Genomic DNA, 21,096 nt, shown 5'->3' on the forward strand with positions numbered 1-21,096 from the left:
TGCGTAGGGAGTAACGGGGCCGGGCGCCGCGATCCAGCCGGTCGGGGGAGGCGGGCAGGGCCGATGGGGGCCAAGGCGGTGGTGCTGGAGATCGACGGGGACAGCGCCGTCGTCCTGCGGGAGGGCGGCGAGTTCCTGCGCGTGCCCCTGCGCGGTCGCCGGTGGCAGGTGGGGCAGGAGGTGGTCCTCGACCCGGTGCCCGCCCGCCGGTCGCCCTGGCGGCGGCTGATCGTCTGGTCGGCGGCCGCGGCGCTGCTGGTCGGCGTCTTCAGCGGCTTCCTGGTCACCCCGGCGGCCGCCCAGCCGGCCGGGTACGTCACGGTGGACCTGGACCCCGCCCGGGTGGGCCTGGTGACCGATGCGTGGGCGGTGGTGCTGGGCGTCGAGCCCCTCACGCGCGAGGCGGTGGCGCTGGTGGAGCCCGTGGCGTGGGCCGGGGTGCCGGTGGACCGGGCCATCGTGGGGCTGATCGAGCGGGCCCTGGGGCAGCCGGGGATGCAGCCCGGCGTGGTGGTCATCGCCGCCGCGCCCTTGGCGGAGGGGCTCGGGCTGCCGCCGGCGGTGCGGCAGGCGGTGGGGCGCGCCCAATGGGGCACGGCGCGGTTGCTGGATCGGGGCGCCGAGCCCGCGGCTGCCGCCGTCGTCACCGTCGAGGATCCCGAGGTGGGGGTGCGCCTCGCCCAGCTGGCCCGGCGGACCGGGATGTCGCTGTTCCAGGTCGCGGCGCTGCTCGGCGCCCGGATCCAGCAGATCGGCGGCGTCCAGGCCGGCGGGGAGGGTCCGGAGGCGGTCCGGCGGGCGTTGGCGGAGCTGGCCGACCTGCCGCCGGAGCAGTTGCACCGGGCGTGGTCGGCGGCGCCGAGCCCAGGGGTCGTGGCGGACGGGGCGGCGACCGCGGGCGGCGCCGCCGCCCCGGGCCGTGGCTCCCGCCGGGCGCCGCGGGAGGGTCGGCCCGCATCCCCGTCGGGCCGCGGGGCGGCCGCCGACTCCGCAGCGCAGGGCGGATCGCGGGGGCCCGCCGCGGCCGGAGCGGGGGACGGCGCGCTCCCGCCCCCGGTGATCGGGCTGCAGCTGGTCGACCTGCTCGGCCGGCAGATCGACGGCATCGTGCGGGGACTTCTGCTGCTCCGCCCCATCCCGGCGGAGGCCGGGTCGCCGTCGCGCCCGGCCACGGAGGGGGCGGGGCGCGGCCGGGGCGGCGCCGAAGGCACCCGCGGGCCAGGTATGGCGACGGGCCGCCCGGGGCCCGCCGAGAGGGGGCGCGGCACGGCGGACGGCGGGGACGGCGGCGGTCGGGGCCGCGGCGAGCAGGGCCGCGCGCAACGGCTGGCCGACGACCGGTCGGCCCAGGGGACGGTGCAGCCGGCGCCGCCGGCGGTCCGCCGGCCCTCCGCGGACCGGCGGGATGACACGGACGACCGGCGCCAGGACCGGCGCGGCGGCCGGGCCTCCGGCGGCCCCCGCGATGGCGGCGGGCGGGAGGCCGATGGCCGCCGCCGGACCGACCCCGCGGGCGGACGGTCCGGGCAGGGTGCGGGCGAGCCCGCCCGGCGCCAGGAGGCCGCGGCACCGTCTCCGCGTGCCCCCGAGCGGCACCACCGGGGGAACGAAGGCGCGGGGACGGAGGGGCGCAGGGAGCGGGACGACCGCTCGCGCCGGCAGGCCGACGCCGGGCGGCTCGACCTGGGCGAGCTCCTCGAGGACCTGTGGACGTGTTCGGAGCAAGACCACGGCCCGTTGGGCCGCCTCTTCGGGAGCATCAAGGAGCCGCTGCTCTGCCGCTAGCCAGGGCCCCTGGCCCGCGCCCGGGACGCTCCGCCCGCTCCGGGCGGGGCTCCATCCCCGGGGCGGGGGGACGGCCCCGCGCCGCCCAGCGGTCCCGGACGGCCGGCCCGACGCCTCCCCCTCCCGGACGGCCGGCCCGACGCCTCCCCGACGCCACGGCCCCAGGGGCGAAGCCCCGGGGCCTCGTTGCGTCCGTTGTGCCATAATGGCCTTCGTGATCCCCGTGGCGGCGTGCGAGGGAGGCGCTGCAGGCGCGATGCGGGTCGACGAGTTCGACTACGACCTGCCGCCCGAGCTCATCGCCCAGGAGCCGCTGCCCGAGCGGGACGCCTCGCGCCTGATGGTGGTCGACCGCGACAGTGGGCGATGGATCCACGCCCGTTTCCGCGACCTGCCCCGCTTCTTGCGGCCGGGCGATTGCCTGGTCCTCAACGACACCCGGGTGCGGCCGGCGCGCCTCTTCGGCCGCCGCGCCACGGGCGGGCAGGTGGAGTTCCTGCTCCTCGACCCCCTGGGCGACGGCCGGTGGCTGGCCCTGGGCCGGCCGGGGCGCCGGTTGCGGGCGGGGACGGTGGCGATCTGCGGCGACGACCGCCCCCTCCGGGTCCACGTGGAGGAGGTGCGGGACGGCGGCGAGCGGGTGATCCGCCTCGAGCCGCCGTCCGGGGAGACGGTGGACGAGACCCTGCAGCGGCTGGGCCGCGTCCCCCTCCCGCCCTACATCCGCAAGGAGCTGGACGACCCGGAGCGCTACCAGACGGTCTATGCCCGGGAGGAGGGTTCGGTCGCCGCGCCCACCGCGGGGCTGCACTTCACCCCCGAGCTCCTGGCCCGGCTCGAGGCCCAGGGCGTCCGGATCGCCTACCTGACCCTCCACGTGGGCGTGGGCACCTTCCGCCCGGTGACCGTGGACCGCGTGGAGGAACACCGGATGCACGCCGAGTTCTACCGGGTCGAACCGGCGACCGCCGCGGCGATCAACGCCACCCGCGCCCAGGGCGGCCGGGTGGTGGCGGTGGGCACCACCGTCACCCGCACCCTGGAGACCGTGGCCGCCGACGACGGCACCGTCCGGCCGGGCAGCGGGTGGACCGACCTGTTCATCTACCCCGGGTACCGGTTCAAGGCCATCGACGGCCTGATCACCAACTTCCACCTGCCGCGGTCGACCCTGATCATGCTGGTGGCCGCGCTGCTGGGCAAGGAGCGGACCCTGGCCGCGTACCGGGAGGCGGTGGCCCGGCGGTACCGGTTCTTCAGCTTCGGCGACGCGATGCTGATCCTGCCGGGCGTGGCCCCGCACGCCGGGGAGCCCGCGTAGCCGCCGGGCCCGGTGGCGGCGGCCCCGGCGGCCGGCGCCGCCGCCCGGGCGCCCGCTCCGGGCGATGGGACGATCCGACGCCCCTCGGGGGAGGGGCAGCCGGCGCCGGCGGCACTGGTCCAGACCCCCTTCCGGGCAACGGGGCGATCCGGCGCCCCTCGGGGCACCGAGGCGCGTGGAGGCCTCTCGCGGCGCCGGCCGGGCCCGCGCCGATCCCCCGCCCCGGGGTGGGAACGGGCGGCAGGCTGCGGCGGGAGGACCTGGCGTCGGCAGGGAGGCGGACGGTCCTTGAGCGGTTGGGACGGGTGGTTCACCATCGAGCACCGAGAGGCCCACAGCCAGGCCCGCACCGGCCGGCTCGCGACCCCCCACGGCACGGTGGAGACGCCGGTGTTCATGCCCGTCGGCACCCAGGCCGCGGTGAAGACCTTGAGCCCCCACGAGCTGCGGGCGGTGGGGGCGCAGATCATCCTGAGCAACACCTACCACCTCTATCTGCGGCCGGGCTCCGCGGTCGTGGCGGCCGCCGGGGGCCTGCACCGCTTCATGGCCTGGGAGGGGCCGATCCTGACCGACAGCGGCGGCTTCCAGGTGTTCAGCCTGGCCTCCCTGCGGGAGGTCACGGCCGACGGCGTGCGCTTCCGCTCCCACCTGGACGGGTCGGAGCACCTCTTTACGCCGGAGCTGTCCATGGCGGTGCAGCGGGACCTGGGGGCGGACATCATCATGTGCTTCGACGAGTGCCTGGCCTTCCCGGCCCCGTACGACGCCGTGGCGGCCAGCGTCGAGCGCACCACCCGCTGGGCTCGGCGCTGCCACCGCGCCTGGCGGGAGGAGGGCCGGCCCGACCGGCAGGCGCTGTTCGGCATCGTCCAGGGCGGCGTCTACGCCGACCTGCGGCGCCGGTCGGCGGAGGCGCTGGTGGAGCTGGACCTGCCGGGTTACGCCGTGGGCGGGCTGAGCGTCGGGGAGCCGGCGGGCCTGACGGTGGCCGTGCTCGAGGCCGTGGTCCCGCTGCTGCCGGCGGACCGGCCGCGGTACCTGATGGGCGTGGGCACGCCCGATCTGATCCTGGAGGCGGTGTGGCGGGGCATCGACATGATGGACTGCGTGCTGCCGACCCGCATGGCCCGGCACGGCACCGTCTTCACCTCGGAGGGCAGGCTGACCGTGCGTAACGCCGCCTTCGCCCGCGACTTCCGCCCGCTGGACCCGGCGTGCGACTGCTACGCCTGCCGTCACTTCACCCGCGCCTACATCCGCCACCTGCTCAAGGTCAACGAGACCCTGGGCATGCGCCTGACGACGATCCACAACCTGCGCTACCTCCACCGGTTCATGGAGCGATTGCGTCAGGCGGTGCGCGCGGACCGGCTGCCGGAGTTCCGCGCCGCCTTCTACGCAGGGGAGGGGGCAGCCCTGGGCTTCCGCCCGCCGGAGCCGGCGACGCTGCCGGGGGCGTAGGCGGCGACCCCCGGCGGAGGCGGCCGGTTCGTCCGGACGAACCCGGCCCGGCCAGGGGCCCGCGCCGCGGCGGCTCGGGCGCCGGGAGCGCGGGGGACCGCCTCGGCCGACGGGGCGCGACGAGCCGGGAGGAGGCCGCCGACGGCCCGCGAACCGGTGTAGGGTACACTTTGCGGGGAGGCGAGGTGGCGCCGTGCCGGAACAGGAGAACGCCTTGCTGGTCAACCTGCTGATCTTCGCGCTGTTCTTCGGCCTGATGTGGTTCATGCTGATCCGGCCGCAGCAACAGCAGCAGCGGCGGCGACGGGAGATGCTGGCGCGCCTCAAGGTGGGCGACAAGGTGGTCACCATCGGCGGCATCTTCGGCACCCTGACGCGGGTGGACGAAGACACGGTGCGCCTGCGCATCGCCGACAAGGTGGAGATCCGCCTCAGTCGCGACGCGGTGGCCCGGGTCCTGGGGCAGGACGACTAGCCGTCCTGCGCCCGGTCCGAGCCCGCGGCCCGGGGGCGGGCCGCGGGCTCGGACCGGCGGGAGCCTGCGCACGCACCCCAGGGCCGGGCCGGCGGCCGGGAGGGGGAGACGGGGAGGGGCCGCGGGGGCCTGCCGCAGCCGCAACGCAGCGGAAGGGGGCCTCACGGTGACCGTGCATCGCGGGCAGAGCCAAGGCGACGGGAACGGGCGGGGCGGCGAGGGCCATGGGCGGGAGGGCCGGTCCCGACCGGCCGGGCGGCCTGGGCCGGCGGGGCCGGCCCAGGCCGCAACGGGAGGCTCGCCCGCTGCGGCGGGGCGGCTTCGGGCAGCGACGGTGCGGCCGCCCGCCGCGGTGGGGCGGTCCCCGGCTGCGGCGGGGCGGCTGCCGGCTACGGCGGAGCCGTCCCCGGATGCGGCGGGGCGGCCGCCGGCCGCGGCGGAGCGGTCCCCGGATGCGGTGGGGCGGCCACCCGCCGTGGCGGGGCGGCTTCGGGGTGCGACGGGGCGGCCCGACGCCCCAGCGGGACAGCCGCCGGCGACCCCGCCCGCGTCCCGGCCGCCGTCCCGACCGGACGGCGGCCGGGACGGCGTGCCGCAGCCGGCCCCGGGAGCCGCCTCCCTGGAGGCGGGGGCGCCGCTGACCCCCACGGTGACGACGGTGCCGAGCCCGCCGGCGGGGCCGGCCCGGCCGGCCCCGCCGCAGGAGCCCGAGCCCCCGGCCGCGGCGGAGGACGCGCCGGCGATGGAGCCGACCGAGGGGGAGCGGGAACGGGTGGCGCGGCGGGGCTCGCAAGGCGACCCCGGGGCGATGGGGGAGGCGGCGGCCGACCTGCCCAACCCCTACGAGGTGGCCAAGCGGGAGCTCGCCCGGGCCTGTGAGGCCCTGGGGCTCGACCCGGCGGTGTACCGCATCCTGGCTCGGCCGCTCCGCTTCGTCGAGGTGGCCATCCCCGTCCGCATGGACGACGGCCGGACGGAGGTCTTCGTCGGGTACCGGTCCCAGCACAACGACGCCCTGGGTCCCACCAAGGGCGGGATCCGCTTCCATCCCCAGGTCACCCCCGACGAGGTCAAGGCCCTCTCCATGTGGATGACGCTCAAGTGCGCCCTGCTGGAGGTCCCCTTTGGCGGGGGCAAGGGCGGGGTGGTGTGCGACCCCAAGCGCATGTCCGCGCGGGAACTGGAGGGGCTCAGCCGCGGCTACATCCAGGCCATGGCCCAGGTCATGGGCGAGGAGAAGGACATCCCCGCCCCCGACGTCTACACCACGGCCCAGGTCATGGCGTGGATCGCCGACGAGTTCAGCCAGATCCGCCAGCAGAACGCCTTCGCCATCGTCACCGGCAAACCCCTGGTCATCGGGGGCTCGCTGGGTCGCCGGGAGGCGACGGCGCGGGGGGCGGTGACGGTGGTGCGGGAGGCGGCGGCCGCCCTCGGGCTCGACCTGCGCCGCGCCACCGCGGCCATCCAGGGCTACGGCAACGCGGGCAGCGTGGCGCACCGGCTGCTGCACCAGCTGGGCGTGCGGGTGATCGCCGTCAGCGATTCCCGGGGCGGCATCCTGGACGAACGCGGCCTGGACCCGGCGGCCGTGGCGGCGCACAAGGAGACCACCGGCAGCGTCGCCGGCTTCCCCGGGGCCCGCGGCATCGACAACGCGGAGTTGCTCACGCTGCCTTGTGATATCCTGTTGCCGGCCGCGCTGGAGAACCAGATCACCGCTGCCAACGCCCACCGCATCCAGGCGCGCCTGGTGGGCGAGATCGCCAACGGGCCCACCACGCCCGACGCGCACCAGACCCTGGTGGAACGCGGCGTGGTGGTGCTGCCCGACATCCTGACCAACGCCGGGGGCGTGACCGTCAGCTACTTCGAGTGGGTCCAGAACCAGTGCCACTGGACCTGGTCGGAGGAGGAGGTCAACCGGCGCTTGGAGGAGCGCATGGTCCGCGCCTTCCGCCGCGTGTGGGAGGCGGCTCAGCGGCTCCGCACCCGGGATCTGCGCCTGGCGGCCTACACCGTGGCGGTGGCGCGGGTGACGGAGGCCATGCAGGTGCGCGGCTGGATCCACCGCACCGACAGCAGCTTCCGCTCGTAGCGGTCCGGGGGCGTGCCCGGCCGGCTGCGCGGCGAAGGCCGCGCGGGGCGGGACCGCCTCGGGGCCGGGCCGCGCAGCCCCGCGCCGGGACGCCGCGGGCGGAGATGCCGGGGCGGGGCGGAGCTCCCGGCGCGCTCGCGGCCCCGCGCGGCGTCCGGCGGGACGGGAAGGGACCGGAGGAACCAGGACATGATCGGCTTCGGCGAGGGAACGGGTGAGGGAACCCGGGATCGACGGGCGGAGCGGGCCGCCGGCCGCGAAGGCCGGCGCCGTGCCGTCCGGGACGAAGGGGATGCGGCGCGCCCGGAGGCGGGCGCTGCGGCCGGCGCGTCCGCCGCCGGTGAACCCGGTGGGGGCGAGGGCGGGGGCCGTCGCTGGCGGGCCGGGCCGGGACGGCCGGCGGGCGACCCGGCCCCGTCGCCGCAGGGGGCGGCGAGCGCCGGAGCCGGCGCGTCGCCGGCCGGTGGCCTGCCGCCGGACGCCGCGGCCGGGGGCCGGGGGCCGACCGCCGCGGCCGGCGACCGGCCCCCGGCCGGCGGGGCGGGTGGGGCCGGCGCCCCGAGCCCGGGACCCGGCGAGCGGGGCGGGACGCCGGCAGCGGCCGCCCCCATGGCCGCCAAGGTGGCGGAGCTGCGGTCGCGCCGCCAGCGCCTGGAGCTCGGCGGCGGCCCCGAGCGCATCGCCCAGCAGCGGGCGAAGGGCAAGCTCACCGCCCGCGAACGCCTGGCGCTCCTGCTCGACCCCGGCAGCTTCCAGGAGATCGGCCTGTTCGTCCAGCACCGGGCGCGGGAGTTCGGCATGGAGGGCAAGGAGGCGCCGGGCGACGGCGTGATCACCGGCTTCGGCCGGATCGACGGCCGGCTGGTGTACGTCTTCGCCCAGGACTTCACCGTGATCGGCGGGACCCTGGGCGAGATGCACGCCGCCAAGATCTGCAAGGTGATGGACCTGGCCCTCGAAACCGGCTCCCCCCTGATCGGCATCAACGACTCCGGCGGCGCCCGGATCCAGGAGGGCGTGGCCTCCCTGGACGGGTTCGCCAAGATCTTCGCCCGGAACACCTGGGCCTCGGGCGTGATCCCCCAGATCTCGGTGATCATGGGGCCGTGCGCCGGCGGCGCCGTGTACTCGCCGGCCATCACCGACTTCGTCTTCATGGTCGAGGGCACGAGCCAGATGTTCATCACCGGTCCCGACGTGATCAAGGCGGTGACCGGCGAGACCATCAGCTTCGAGGAGCTGGGCGGCGCCGCGACCCACACCGCCCGCAGCGGCGTGGCGCACTTCTACGCCCGGGACGAGCGGGAGTGCCTCGGCCTGATCCGTCGGCTCCTCGGCTACCTGCCCTCGAACAACCTGGAGGACCCGCCGCTGGAGGACACCGGCGACCCCCCGGACCGGCTCGCTCCCGAGCTGGAACGGGCGGTTCCCACCGACCCCAACAAGCCCTACGACGTGCGCCGGGTGATCGAGGCGGTGGTGGACCGCGGCAGCTTCCTGGAGGTCCACCAGCGCTTCGCGCAGAGCGCGGTGGTCGGCTTCGCCCGCCTGGCGGGGCAGGTGGTGGGGGTGGTGGCCAACCAGCCGCGGGTGCTGGCCGGGTGTCTCGACATCGACTCGTCGGACAAGATCGCCCGCTTCGTGCGGTTTTGCGACGCCTTCAACATCCCGCTGCTGACCTTCGTCGACACGCCGGGCTACCTCCCGGGGCGCGCCCAGGAGCACGGCGGCATCATCCGTCACGGCGCCAAGGTCCTCTACGCCTATGCCGAGGCGACGGTGCCGAAGATCTCCGTCGTGCTGCGCAAGGCGTACGGCGGCGCCTACATCGCCATGTGCTGCCGCGGCTTGGGCGCGGACTATGCCTTCGCCTGGCCGACCGCGGAGATCGCGGTGATGGGACCGGAGGGGGCGTGCAACATCGTCTTCCGGCGGGAGATCGCGGAGGCGGACGACCCGGCCGCCGTGCGCGCCGCCAAGGTCCGCGAGTACCGCGAGGTGTTCGCGAGCCCCTACGTGGCGGCGGCCCGCGGCTACGTGGACGACGTGATCGAGCCCGCGACCACGCGGCTGCGGGTCGCAGCGGCGCTGGCCAGCCTGGTCGGCAAGCGGGAGCAGCGGCCGGCGAAGAAGCACGGCAACATCCCCTTGTAGGCCCCCTTGCAGGCCCGGGCGCCGGGGGATGCGCGCCGGAGCCGGCTGGTCCGCACCCCGGCGGCGCGCCGGCGGCCCCATCCGCCTGCAGGGCGCGGGGTGCGGGCTGCGGCGGGACCGGCGCCGCCTGGGGCGGCGCGGGTGGCCGGCCCCGGGGGCCGAGCGGGAGGGCCCCAGGGGCGCCGTGGGGGATGGCGGTTCGTCGAGGGAGGCGGGCGCGGTCATGGTGCCGTGGACCGTGGTGGCGGCCGTCGCCGCTGCCATCGAGGCGGCGACCGGGGAGCCGGTCCGGGTGCGCTGGATCCAGCCGGTGGGGCCTGGGGCGGACGGCGGGGCATCCCTGCCGGTGGGGGGGCCGACCGGCCCGGTAAACCTCGCCGGCGGCGCAGCCTCCGCCGGTCTGCGCGCGGCGAGGGCGGGTGCCGCGGTGCCCCTCGCCGGGCGCCACCCGTCGCCGTGGGTGCTGGCGGGTCGGCAGGAGCTGCTGGCGGCGCGGGCCGCGATGGGAGCGCGCCCATGGGCCGCCGCGGGTCGGCTCCGGGCCCGCGGCGGAGCATTCGACGTCGACGACGGGCGGACCAGGGGATGAGACGGGAGGACCAGGGGATGAAGCGGTATCGGGTGACGGTCAACGGCTGGGTCTTCGACGTGTGGGTCGAACCGGTGGACCCGGCGGCACCGGGGCTGAACGCGGCCGGCGCGGTGCCGGCGGGCGGAGCCGGGGTCCCTGGCGGTGGGATGGCGGCGCCCGCGGGCACCGCGGGGGGCGGACCGGGCGCGGTGCCGGTGGCGCCGCCGTCGTACCCGGCGCCGGCCTGGGGGGCGGGGGCATCCGGCCCGTGGCCGTGGCCCGCCATCCCCTGGTCGTGGCCGGGGCCGCCGGTGGCGGCCCACCCCGGGCCGGGCACCGGATGGGTGCCCGGCCCGGGGTGGGCACCGGGCGCCGGGGAGGCGGCCGGGGGTGCGGCTGCGCCCGTCGCCGGGGCCGGGGCCGGCGGGGCCGCCGGCCCCGGCCCCGGCGCCAGCCCGGCTGCGGCGTCCCAAGCCGGGCCCGACGGCGCCGCGGGCACGGACGCCGAGGCCGCCGTCGGCGCGGGCGCGGCACCGGCCGGTGCCGCGCCCGCGCCGGGGCGCCCGGCAGGCGGCGCGCCGTCGACGCCGTCGGGGCCCGCCGTGGACGGGTCGGTGGAGGAAGGGGCGCGGCGGGCCGCGGAAGGCGGTCTCGCCGCAGCCGGCGGGACCCGCGCAACCGAGGCGGCGGGGGAGGGCCAGGGCGTGGCGGTGGCGGCGCCCCTGCCGGGGGTCCTGCTGGAGGTGCGGGTCCGGCCGGGCGACCGGGTCGAGGCGGGGCAGGTGGTGGCCATCCTCGAGGCGATGAAGATGGAGAACGAGCTGACGGCCCCCTGCGCGGGGCGCGTGGCCGCCGTTCCCCGGACGAAGGGGCAGACCCTCGACCAGGGCGACGTGGTGGCCTGGATCGAGCCGGAAGGCTGAGGACGTCCCGCGGCGCCCTGGACCCGGGGTGTCCCGGCCGCCGACGGGGCGGTGTTCCGGGCCCGTGGGGAGGCGGCGCAGGGCCGAAGCGGAGGAGCGGGACCACCGAGGAACCCGTGGCCGGGGCCCCAGGCGGGGGCCGACCGGGGCCGTGGCGGCGGGGCTGCCGAGGGGGCGTTGGTGCGGGCTTCAGCCGGGTGCCGGCCGACACTTGGCAGCGGCGGTGGAGCCGCTGGGGGCGCTGGGACGGCGATGGGCCGGGCGGCGTCGATCGGCGCGGCGGTGGCGGTGATGGAGCTGCTGAGGGGGTGGCGATCCCCGCCGCCGACGGGTGCGGGGCGGGAGTCGATCCGTGGCGCAGGGGGGGCGAGGCCATGGCGCAGGAGGACGAGGACACGGCGCGGCGATGGGGTGCAGCGCCCCGGCGGGAAGCCCCGCCGGCGGATGACGACCCGTCCCGCCGGACCCCGCCCGCCGTGGCGGAGAAGGCGCGCTGGCGCCGACGCATGCGCGCCGCGTGGCGGGAGCTCTCGCCCGCCGCGCTGGGGGCGATCTCTGCCGCCATCTGCCGGCGCCTCCGGACGCTGCTGGAGCAGGCGGCCCAGGGGGCGACGGCGCGTGCGGGGGCCGGTGGGCCCCCATGGGGCGACCTCGGCGGCCTGCCGAGGGAGGTCCGCGGCCTGATGCTCTATGCCCCCATGCCGACGGAGGTCGACGTCTCGCCCCTGCTGGAGTGGGCACGCCGGCGGGGCATCGCCGTCCTCCTTCCCTGGATCGAGCCGGCGGGCGGCCGCATGGAGGCCCGGCGCGTCGGCTCCTGGGACGAGCTGGTCCCCGCCCCCGGGCGGATGGGGCCCTGGCGCCTCCGACAGCCCTCGGACGATGCCCCGCGCTGGGTCCCCGGGCCGGACACGGTGGTGGTGGTGCCCGGGCTGGCCTTCGACCGCCAGGGATGGCGCCTCGGGCGGGGTGGCGGCTACTACGACCGCTTCCTGGCGCGATGCCCGGCGGCGTGGCGCGTGGCCGTGGCCCCGGCCCGGATGGTGGTGGACCGCCTGCCCCGGGATCCCCACGACCGGCGCATGGATCTGATCGTGACCGAGGACGGGGTCCACGGACCGTGGTGGGGCATCCGCTGACGCGTCGCCGGGTGGCGTGCGCGCCGCGCAGCGGCCGGCCTCCGCGGCGGGCCTCCGCAGGCCCGGGAGCGGCCGGGCACGGGCGCGGTGTCGAGGCCGCTGCGGGCGGCGCCGGACCACGACCCGCGGGCGCGTCCAGGACCCGCAGGCGAGTCGGTTGACGGCGCCGGCGCCGGCCGCTAGAATCGAGGTTGTCGACGGGGCGGTAGCTCAGTTGGGAGAGCGCTGCGTTCGCATCGCAGAGGTCGTGGGTTCGAGTCCCATCCGCTCCACCGCCCGCTCGTCAGCCGAACGCGCCGCCGGTTCCGGCGGCGCGTTCGGCGTCGTAGGACCCGGTCCCCGGGGTCGGCGTCCCGCGACCCGGCCGCTCCTGGGGATCGTCGCGACCCATCCCGCCGGGGTCCTCGCGACCCATCCCCCCGACCGTCGTCCCGCGACGGCGCCCGGGATCCTCCGCTTCGCACGCCACGCCGCCCCGCGAAACATCCTCACCCCCATCCTTGGCGAGGCCTCGTGGTGACCCAACGGGCGCGGGCCGTCGGCGCCGGCCGATGGCTCCAGCGCCTGTCCCCCTTCGCGCGCCCTCGGCTCGCGCACGTCCTGCGGAAGCGCGGCGGTCGCCGCGGCGGCTGCCGGCTGGCCCACCCGTCAGCGCCGGTGCGTCGGCACGCGTCAGAAGTTTGGGACCCGCGGGGGCAGGAGTTGACCCGGCCGCCCCGAATAACCGGTGCCAGTGGTTCGAAGTGGGGTAACGTGGGGAAGAGTGGGGCACCCATCGCGGTCGGGCGGGCGGCGGGTGTCGTCGCGGACGCCGCCACGGGAGCAGTGGCCTGCCGGGCGGCAAGGGCGGGGCGGGGAAGCGAGGGGCGGGCATGCTGATCGGCGAGTACCGGCACGCGCTGGACGACAAGGGGCGCCTGTTCGTCCCGGCCAAGCTGCGCGACGCGCTGGGCGAGCCCCTGGTCGTCACCCGCGGCCTCGACCAGTGCCTCTTCGTCTTCCCGCCGGCGGAGTGGCAGCGCCTCGAGGCGAAGCTGCGCGCCCTGCCGCTGGCCCAGTCCAGCGCCCGCGCCTTCGTGCGGCTGCTGCTGTCGGGGGCCAGCGAGTGCGTGCCGGACAAGCAGGGGCGGATCCTGGTGCCGCCGGCGCTGCGGGCGTACGCGGGGATCGACCGCGAGGCGGTGTGGATCGGCGTCGGCAACCGGGTGGAGATCTGGGCGGTGGAGCGGTGGACACGCTACGTGGAGGAGGCCTCCGAGGCCTACTCCCGGATCGCCGAGCAGATCGTCGACCTGGGCATCTGACGCCGACGTTCGCCCGGCCGCGGACCAAGGGGCGAGGCCCTGGGCGGACGCAGCCCGATTCGCCGCGGGTAAGGGCGGAGCCAGCCATCAGCACGGACCGAGGGGCGAGGCCATGGGCGGACGAATCCGGTCGGCCGCAGCCGAACCCACGGCGCCCCACCAGGACGACGGAGGGGGCGGAGCGGGTAGCGATGGGGGCGCGCCCGGCCGGGCCCCCCGCAGCGGGGGCGGGACGGACGCGACCGCTGGAGGGGGAGGCGCGGCGCCGGTCCGCCGACCCTCTGCCGGCCGTCCCCCTGCCGGCGACGCAGCGGGTGGCGGTGCCCAGCAGGCCGGTGCCGCGCAGGGGCACGAGGCGGGTGGCGGTTGGGGGCAGGACGGGGCTGCGCAGGGGCTGGCGCCCCACCAGCCGGTGCTCCTGGAGGCGGCGCTGGCCTTCCTGGCGCCGCGCCGCGGCGGCCGCTACGTCGACGGGACGGTGGGAGGCGGCGGCCACGCGGCCGCCCTGCTCGCGGCGGTGGGCGGCGACGCCCAGCTGCTGGCCATCGACCGCGATCCCCAGGCCCTGGCCGTGGCACGGCGGCGCCTGGCGCCCTTCGGCGACCGGGTGCACCTGGTTCACGGCGACTTTCGCGACCTCGAGCGGCACCTGGCGTCCCTGGGCTGGGACCGCGTGGACGGCATCCTGCTGGACCTGGGCGTCTCGTCGATGCAGCTGGACGATCCCTCCCGCGGCTTCAGCTACCAGGAGGAGGGGCCGCTGGACATGCGCATGGATCCGGGCCAGCCGCTGACGGCGGCGGACCTGGTCAACACCGCCAGCCGCGACCAGCTGGCCCGCTGGTTGGCCGAGTACGGCGAGGAGCGCTGGGCCGGCCGCATCGCGGACTTCATCGTGGAGGCGCGCCGGCGGCGGCCCATCACCACCACCACCGAGCTGGTGGAGATCGTCAAGGCGGCCATCCCGGCCCGCGCCCGGCGGCGGGGCGGCCATCCCGCGCGCCGGACCTTCCAGGCGCTGCGGATCGCCGTCAACGACGAGCTGCGGGGGCTGGAGGGATTCCTGCGCGCGGCGGCCCAGCGGCTCCGGCCGGGGGGGCGGCTGGTGGTCATCGCCTTCCACTCCCTGGAGGACCGGGCGGTGAAGCGGGCCTTTCGCGACCTGGCCGCCGGGGAGGGCTTCCGCCTCCTCACCCGCAAGCCGGTGACGCCCGGGGAGGAGGAGGTCCGCCGCAATCCCCGGTCACGCAGCGCCAAGCTGCGCGCCCTCCAGCGCCTGGCGGCGGGTCCGGCGCCCGCGGGCGGAGAGCCCCGCACCGGCGCCGGGGCGAGGGCGTCGCCCTGCGACGCCACCCGGTGACGCCCGGGGTCCGCCGCCGGTGGGAGCGCCTGCGAACCGGGCGGGGGTGCCGTCCCGGGGCGCCGTCGCCGTCGGCGGGCGCCCGGCGTCTGGACCCGGCCGCCATCGGAGAGGGCTAGGAGTCGCCCGGGTCCGCCGATCCAGGTCACCGCCGGCGGGCACGCACCCGGCGGCCGGCGTCAACCGCGCGGGCGCGGTCGCCCGGCGCCAGGGCCACGACATAGCGGGAAACGGGGGCGAATAGGACTATGGTACGAGCCGGAGGTGCCGCCGTCGCGCCGCGGTGGCGACCCACCGCGGCCCCTGCGGGGCCGGGGGCGGCGGGCCATCCCGATCCGCGACGCCGCCCGGGGGTCGTCCGTCGCCAGCGCATCCGCCGCCGCCTGAGGCTGCGCCCGGAGGCGCGCCTGGTGGCGACGGTGGCTGTGCTCTTCGCCCTGGCGGTACTGGTGATCGCCCGCTGGGCGGCCCTCTACGGGATGAACCGGGCCATCCTCCAGCGCCAGCAGGAGGTGGCGCGCCTGGAGCGGGCCAACCAGCACCTGGCCCTGGAGGTGGCCCAGCGCGACTCCCTGGCGCGCCTCGAGGCCGCTGCCCGGGCCCGCGGCTACGAGGCGCCGGACGCGTTGCGCACGGTGCGCGTCCCGGAGGCAACCCGCGGGCGTGGGACCGCCAGCGGCGGGCAGGCGCCCGGCGGCGGCACCGCCGCCGGGGACGGCCAGGCGGGTGCGGTGCGGGAGGCGGTGGTGGCGCTGGCTCCCGCGGGCGCCGAGGGCGAGCCGGGGGAGCCGGCCGTGGGGTCGGGCGGAACGGCGGGCGGTCCCCTGGTCTGGCTGGGCCGCATCTGGCAGCGGGTCTTCGGCGGCTGACGGGCGGCGCGGGGAGGGGCGCGCCAGAGGGGCGGGGACGGGCGCGCCAAAGGCGCGGGGACGGGCGCGCCAGAGGGGCGGGGACGGGCACGCCAAAGGGCCACGCCAAAGGGCGGCGCATGCGGGCGGGGATCGACCCGCGGGCGGGCACGGGAGGCGGTGACGGATGGGCCGGACGGCGCCAGGCGGTCCGGCCGTTCGTATGCCCGGGATCGGGCTGCGACGGCGGATCCTCGTGGTGTTCCTCGCCTTCTCCCTGGCGCTGGCGGTGCTGGCAGGCCGGCTCGTCACCATCCAGGTGGTGCGCGGCGAGGCGCTCCGCCAGAAGGCGCTGGACATGCGCCTCTGGCAGGTGCCCGTCCAGGCCCGGCGGGGCGACATCGTCGACCGGAACGGGCGGGTCCTGGCCACCAGCACCGACGTGGACACCGTCTACGTCGCCCCGGCGGAGCTGCAGGCGGCCGCCCGCAAGGGGCTGGTGGACATCGAGGAGGCGGCCCGCCAGCTGGCCCGGGTCCTCGACATGGACCCCGAGGACGTCTACCAGCGGCTGACGGTGCCCCACGCCTTCTGGTACGTCAAGCGGCGGGTGACGGACGCCGAGTCCCGGGCGGTGCGCCAGCTGGACATCCCGGGCGTCCACATCACCCAGGAGGCGCGCCGGTTCTACCCGAAGGGCGAGCTGGCCGCCCACGTGCTGGGATTCGCCGGGGTGGACAACCAGGGCCTGGAGGGCATCGAGGCCTACTACGATGCGAAGCTGGCCGGCAAGGACGGCTACATCGCCACCGAGTACGACGCCCTGGGCCGGCCGATCCGGCTGCCGACGGTGCAGGCGCACTACGAGCGCCCCGCGCCCGGGCTGACCCTGCGCCTGACCATCGACGAGACCATCCAGTACATCGCCGAGCGGGAGCTGGAGCGGGCGGTCACCCAGCACGGCGCCAAGGGCGGCGTCATCGTGGTGGTGGATCCGCGCACCGGCGGGATCCTGGCCCTGGCCTCGCGGCCCACCTACGACCCCAATCGCTTCGCCGACTTCCCCCGACGGAACTGGCGCATCAAGCCGGTGGCCGACGCCTTCCCGCCGGGGTCGATCTTCAAGGTCATCACCGGGGCGGCCGCGGTGGACGCGGGCAAGGTGACACCCGACACCATCGTGGACGACCCCGGCTTCCTGTCGGTGGGGGGCCAGACCATCACCAACTGGAACCAGGCGGGGCTCGGGTCGGTGCCCTTCCGCGAGGGCTTCGCCCACTCGTCCAACGTGGTGTTCGGCAAGATGGCCCTGGCCCTGGGCAAGCCGCTCTTTTACCGGTACCTCGAGCGGTTCCACATCGGGCGACTGACGGGCATCGACCTGCCGGGCGAGACCCCCGGCATCGTGCCGCCGATGGAGCAGGCCTCCCCCCTGGACCTGGCGATCATGGGCTTCGGGCAGACGCTGACCGCCACGCCGATCCAGATGGCGGCGGCGGTGGCGGCGGTGGCCAACGACGGCGTCTGGCAGACGCCGCACCTGGCCCAGGCGTGGCTGGACGCCGAGGGCCACGTGGTGGAGGAGGTCCAGCCCGCCGAGCGCCGACAGGTGATCAAGCCGGAGACCGCGCGGATCATCCGCGAGCTGATGCGGGGCGTGGTCGAGCAGGGGACGGGCCGGCGGGCCCAGGTCCCGGGCTACGAGGTGGGCGGCAAGACGGGGACGGCCAACAAGGTGGAGGGCGGCCGGGTCGTCCAGAAGTACATCGGCTCCTTCGCCGGCCTGGTGCCGGTGGACGATCCGCGGCTGGTCATCGTGGTCTCCATCGACGAACCCGCGGGGATCTACTACGGCGGCTACGTGGCGGCCCCCGTCTTCCAGGCGGTGGCCCGCGACGCGCTGCGCTACCTGGGGGTCCCGCCGACCCGGGAGGAGCGGGCCGAATCCCGGCGCCTGCGGACGGTGCCCAACCTGATGAACCTGACGCGGGACGAGGCACGGGACCGGGCCCAGGCGGCCGGGTTCCAGGTGGCCTTCGAGGGCGGCGGCCCGCGGGTGGTGGGGCAGTTCCCCGCTGCCGGCGCGCAGCTGGAGGAGGGGAGCACGATCATCCTCTACACCGAGACGGCGGCGCGCCAGGACGACGAGGGACGGGTCACCGTCCCCGACCTGCGGGGGCTCACCTACGAGCAGGCCGCCCAGCGGCTGGCCGCGGCCGGGCTGCAGATGCAGGTGCGCGGCGATCGGGCCGGTGTGGTCGCCCGCCAGGACCCGCCTGCCGGACGGCGGGTGCCCATCGGCTCCACGGTGACCGTGACCCTGCAGGAGCCGGCGCGCCGGTGACAGACCCCGTCCTGCGCCCCAGGCCGGCGTCCGGAAGCCGATGCGGTCCGGCATCCGGGCCTCCCGCCCGGCCACGGCGGGGCGTGACGCCGCGGCCGCGCCGCGGCAAGGGGTGTCCCGGGGCCGCCGCAAGGGGTGTCACGGGCCAAGTCAGTTGCTATACTTCGATGCGGCGCCGGCGGCGGGCCGGTTCGTCCGTCGGGGGACCGCCGGCGCCCGGACCCTGGATGGCAAGGAGCTAGGCCGATGGTGAATCTCAAGGATCTCGTCGCCGTCCTCCCCGAGAAGACCGTCACGGGCCCCACGGACCGACCCATCCGCGGCATCGCCTACGATTCGCGCCGGGTGGAACCGGGGTTCCTCTTCGTGGCCATCCGCGGCCTCCGTTACGACGGCCACTCCTTCATCCCCGAGGCGGTGGCCCGCGGGGCGGCGGCGGTGGTGGGGGAGCGGGCGCCGGCGGAGCACGGGGTCCCCTACGTGCAGGTGCCCTCCAGCCGGCTGGCCCTGGGGTTGCTGGCGGCGGCCTTCTACGGCCATCCCAGCGCGCGGCTGGTGCTGGTCGGGGTGACGGGTACCAACGGCAAGACCACCACCACGCACCTGGTGCGCTGGGTGCTGGAGGCCGCCGGCCATCCCACCGGCCTCATCGGCACCGTCCACAACATCATCGGCGGGCGCTCCCTCCCGGTGGAGCGCACCACGCCGGAGGCCGCCGACCTGCAGCGGCTGCTGGCCCAGATGCGGGACGCCGGCCTGACCCACGTGGTGATGGAGGTCTCGTCCCACGCCCTGGCGCTGCACCGCGTCGCCGGGTGCGCCTTCGACGTGGGCGTCTTCACCAACCTGACCCAGGACCACCTGGACTTCCACGCCTCGATGGAGGACTACGCCGCCGCCAAGGCGCGGCTCTTCGCGCGGCTGGGGCGCAACGAGATCCCGGGCACCGACAAGCTCGGACCCAAGGCGGCGGTGATCAACGCCGACGATCCGTGGGGGCCCTTCATGGCGGCCCGCAGCAGCGCGCCGGTGATCACCTACGGCATCCGCCAGCCGGCGGACCTCTCCGCCCGCGACGTCCAGGTGGAGCCGGGCGGTGTCCGCTTCGTCCTGGTCACCCGGGCGGGGGAGGTGCCGGTCCGGCTGCGGTTGACGGGCCGGTTCAACGTCTACAACGCCCTGGCGGCGGCCGGCGCGGGCCTGGCCCTGGGCATCGACCCCGCCACCATCGCGCGGGGCCTCGAGAGCCTGCCCGCGGTGCCGGGGCGGCTGGAGCGCATCGACCGCGGCCAGCCCTTCGCGGTCCTGGTGGACTACGCCCACACCCCCGATGGGCTGGAGAACGTGCTCACCACCGTCCGCGAGCTAGCGGGGCGGGGCCGGGTGATCTGCGTCTTCGGCTGCGGCGGCGACCGGGACAGGGGCAAGCGCCCCCAGATGGGGGCCATCGCCGCCCGCCTAGCGGACTACACCGTCCTGACCTCGGACAACCCGCGCAGCGAGGACCCGGAGGCGATCCTCGACGACATCGAGGCGGGCGTCCGTCAGGTGGCGGGCGCCGCCTACGAGCGCGTGACGGAGCGGGCCGCCGCCATCCGGCGCGCCCTGGAGCTGGCCCGGCCGGGCGACGTGGTGGTCATCGCCGGCAAGGGCCACGAGGACTACCAGATCTTCGCGGACCGGACCATCCCCTTCGATGACCGGCAGGTGGCGGCGGCGGCCCTGGAGGCCATGGGCTATCGCGGGGGCGGCGACCGGTCCGCGGGGGCGGGCCGCGGGTCCGGCACCCCCGGCGGCGACGGCGGGGGGACGCCGACCGGCGGCTCGGCCGGGGGCGGTCTCCGGTGACGGCAGGGGGGTGAGGGCGTGCGCCTGAGCATGGCGGAGGTGGCGGCCGCCACGGGCGGGCGCCTGGTGGCGGGCGACCCCTCCGTGGCGGTGACCGGCGGCACCGTGGACAGCCGCCGGGTGCGGCCCGGCGACCTGTTCTTCGCCTTGCCCGGCCAGCGGGTGGACGGCCACCGGTTCGTCGGGCAGGCCCTGGCGGCCGGGGCGCGCGGCGCCGTGATCGCCCGCCCCCTGGGCCAGGTCCTGCCCGGGGGGTGCCGGCGGGGACCGCCGTGGTGGAGGTCGCGGATACCCGCCAGGCCCTGGCGGACCTGGCCCGCTGGGTTCGGCGGCGGCGTCCGGACCTGCGGGTGGTGGGGATCACGGGCAGCGTGGGCAAGACCACCACCAAGGAGATGGCCGCGGCGGTCCTGGGCCAGCGCTTCCAGGTGCTCAAGACGGCCGGCAACTACAACACCGACATCGGCCTGCCCCTCACCCTGCTCGATCTGGAGGACCACCACCAGGTGGCCGTGCTGGAGATGGCCATGCGTGGGCTCGGCGAGATCGCCCGCTTGGCGGCCATCGCCGCGCCCGAGGTGGGCGTGGTGACGGTGGTGGCGGAATCGCACCTCGAGCTCCTCGGCAGCCTGGAACGGATCGCCCAGGCCAAGGGCGAGCTGGTGGAGGCCCTGCCCGCCCATGGCGTCGCGGTGCTCAATGCCGACGATCCCCGGGTGCGGGCCATAGCGTCCCGCACCCGCGCCCGGGTGCTCACCTTCGGCCAGGGCGATGCCGACGTCCGCGCCGTCGCCGTCGAGCATCGGGGAGCGGCGGGGAGTCGCTTCCGCCTGGCGATCCGCGGCGGCGACGGGGCGCCGGTGGAGCTGGCGGTGCCGGGCCCGGCCGGCGTCACCTGCGCCCTCGCCGCGGCGGCCGTCGGCGTCGCCCTGGGGCTCGATGCGGCCACCATCGCCGCGGGCCTCGCCCAGGCACGACCCGCGGCGATGCGCAACGAGATCCGCCAGGTCGGGTCGTGGACCCTCTTCATCGATTGCTACAATGCGTCGCCCACCTCGACCCGGGCGGCGCTCGAGGCGTTGCGGCAGATCGCGGGCCAGCGCCGGGCCGTGGCGATCCTGGGGGACATGTACGAGCTGGGGGAGTGGGCCGAAGAGGGCCACCGGCAGACGGGCGCGGTGGCGGCGCGCACCGTCGACGTGCTCCTGGCGGTGGGACGGTGGGCGCCCCAGCTGGTGGAGGGATGGCGGCGGGCCGGGGGGGACCGCGGCGCGGCGGCGGCGTACGCCGACAAGGCCGCCCTGGTGGCCGCCCTGGAGGGGTGGCTGCGACCCGGCGATGCCATCCTGATCAAGGGCTCGCGGGGCATGGCGATGGAACAGGTCGTCGAGGCCCTGCTGGCGCGGGCGGACGCGGCCGGTTCGTCCCCGGCCGAACGGTGAACGGCCCCCCAGAGGTGCGC

The 21,096-nt window shown here is 77.1% G+C and carries 15 protein-coding genes, 1 tRNA gene and 1 pseudogene; all 17 read left to right on the forward strand.

Annotated elements, in window-relative coordinates; genetic code table 11:
• The first annotated feature begins 63 nt into the window (after positions 1-63).
• On the forward strand, positions 64-1,785 hold the full coding sequence (locus tag E1B22_RS07905) for an anti-sigma factor domain-containing protein (protein ID WP_167758893.1): 1,722 nt from the start codon (positions 64-66) through the stop codon (positions 1,783-1,785).
• Between the two features lie 256 nt (positions 1,786-2,041).
• Positions 2,042-3,106 (forward strand): tRNA preQ1(34) S-adenosylmethionine ribosyltransferase-isomerase QueA, encoded by a 1,065-nt coding sequence (queA, locus tag E1B22_RS07910; RefSeq protein ID WP_135225218.1) that lies wholly within the window; start codon positions 2,042-2,044, stop codon positions 3,104-3,106.
• Positions 3,107-3,394: 288 nt separating this feature from the next.
• Positions 3,395-4,570, forward strand: coding sequence for a tRNA guanosine(34) transglycosylase Tgt (tgt, locus tag E1B22_RS07915; RefSeq protein WP_135225219.1), 1,176 nt, complete (start codon positions 3,395-3,397; stop codon positions 4,568-4,570).
• A gap of 193 nt (positions 4,571-4,763) precedes the next feature.
• Complete coding sequence (gene yajC / locus E1B22_RS07920; RefSeq protein WP_135225220.1) at positions 4,764-5,045, forward strand: preprotein translocase subunit YajC; 282 nt, start codon at positions 4,764-4,766, stop codon at positions 5,043-5,045.
• A gap of 808 nt (positions 5,046-5,853) precedes the next feature.
• On the forward strand, positions 5,854-7,143 hold the full coding sequence (locus E1B22_RS07925) for a Glu/Leu/Phe/Val dehydrogenase (RefSeq protein ID WP_207669957.1): 1,290 nt from the start codon (positions 5,854-5,856) through the stop codon (positions 7,141-7,143).
• Positions 7,144-7,752: 609 nt separating this feature from the next.
• A complete protein-coding gene (locus tag E1B22_RS07930) occupies positions 7,753-9,297 on the forward strand; it encodes an acyl-CoA carboxylase subunit beta (RefSeq protein WP_135226029.1) in 1,545 nt (514 codons plus the stop codon).
• A 223-nt stretch (positions 9,298-9,520) separates the two neighbouring features.
• Positions 9,521-9,886, forward strand: a complete 366-nt coding sequence (locus E1B22_RS07935; RefSeq protein WP_135225222.1) for a hypothetical protein — start codon at positions 9,521-9,523, stop codon at positions 9,884-9,886.
• Positions 9,887-9,903: 17 nt separating this feature from the next.
• Positions 9,904-10,791 (forward strand): acetyl-CoA carboxylase biotin carboxyl carrier protein subunit, encoded by an 888-nt coding sequence (locus tag E1B22_RS13910; protein ID WP_305791192.1) that lies wholly within the window; start codon positions 9,904-9,906, stop codon positions 10,789-10,791.
• A gap of 374 nt (positions 10,792-11,165) precedes the next feature.
• Positions 11,166-11,930 carry a 5-formyltetrahydrofolate cyclo-ligase gene (locus tag E1B22_RS07945; RefSeq protein WP_135225223.1) on the forward strand — a complete coding sequence of 255 codons (765 nt, stop codon included), beginning with the start codon at positions 11,166-11,168 and terminating at the stop codon, positions 11,928-11,930.
• Positions 11,931-12,129: 199 nt separating this feature from the next.
• A tRNA-Ala gene (locus E1B22_RS07950) sits at positions 12,130-12,202 on the forward strand.
• 600 nt (positions 12,203-12,802) lie between these two features.
• Positions 12,803-13,234, forward strand: a complete 432-nt coding sequence (mraZ, locus tag E1B22_RS07955) for a division/cell wall cluster transcriptional repressor MraZ (protein WP_135225224.1) — start codon at positions 12,803-12,805, stop codon at positions 13,232-13,234.
• Between the two features lie 112 nt (positions 13,235-13,346).
• Complete coding sequence (rsmH, locus tag E1B22_RS07960; protein WP_243123249.1) at positions 13,347-14,594, forward strand: 16S rRNA (cytosine(1402)-N(4))-methyltransferase RsmH; 1,248 nt, start codon at positions 13,347-13,349, stop codon at positions 14,592-14,594.
• 410 nt (positions 14,595-15,004) lie between these two features.
• On the forward strand, positions 15,005-15,463 hold the full coding sequence (locus E1B22_RS07970; RefSeq protein WP_135225225.1) for a hypothetical protein: 459 nt from the start codon (positions 15,005-15,007) through the stop codon (positions 15,461-15,463).
• A gap of 202 nt (positions 15,464-15,665) precedes the next feature.
• Positions 15,666-17,786: a penicillin-binding protein 2 gene (locus E1B22_RS07975; protein ID WP_243123250.1), complete on the forward strand. Its 2,121-nt coding sequence runs from the start codon at positions 15,666-15,668 to the stop codon at positions 17,784-17,786.
• Between the two features lie 246 nt (positions 17,787-18,032).
• Complete coding sequence (locus E1B22_RS07980) at positions 18,033-19,634, forward strand: UDP-N-acetylmuramoyl-L-alanyl-D-glutamate--2,6-diaminopimelate ligase (RefSeq protein WP_243123251.1); 1,602 nt, start codon at positions 18,033-18,035, stop codon at positions 19,632-19,634.
• A gap of 30 nt (positions 19,635-19,664) precedes the next feature.
• Positions 19,665-19,799 (forward strand): annotated as a pseudogene (locus E1B22_RS13355) (hypothetical protein); the annotation flags it as partial.
• Positions 19,800-19,888: 89 nt separating this feature from the next.
• Positions 19,889-21,076 carry a UDP-N-acetylmuramoyl-tripeptide--D-alanyl-D-alanine ligase gene (gene murF, locus E1B22_RS07985; RefSeq protein WP_243123252.1) on the forward strand — a complete coding sequence of 396 codons (1,188 nt, stop codon included), beginning with the start codon at positions 19,889-19,891 and terminating at the stop codon, positions 21,074-21,076.
• Positions 21,077-21,096: the final 20 nt, after the last annotated feature.

Origin of the sequence: Thermaerobacter sp. FW80 (assembly GCF_004634385.1) — a bacterium.
GTDB lineage: Bacteria > Bacillota > Sulfobacillia > Thermaerobacterales > Thermaerobacteraceae > Thermaerobacter > Thermaerobacter composti.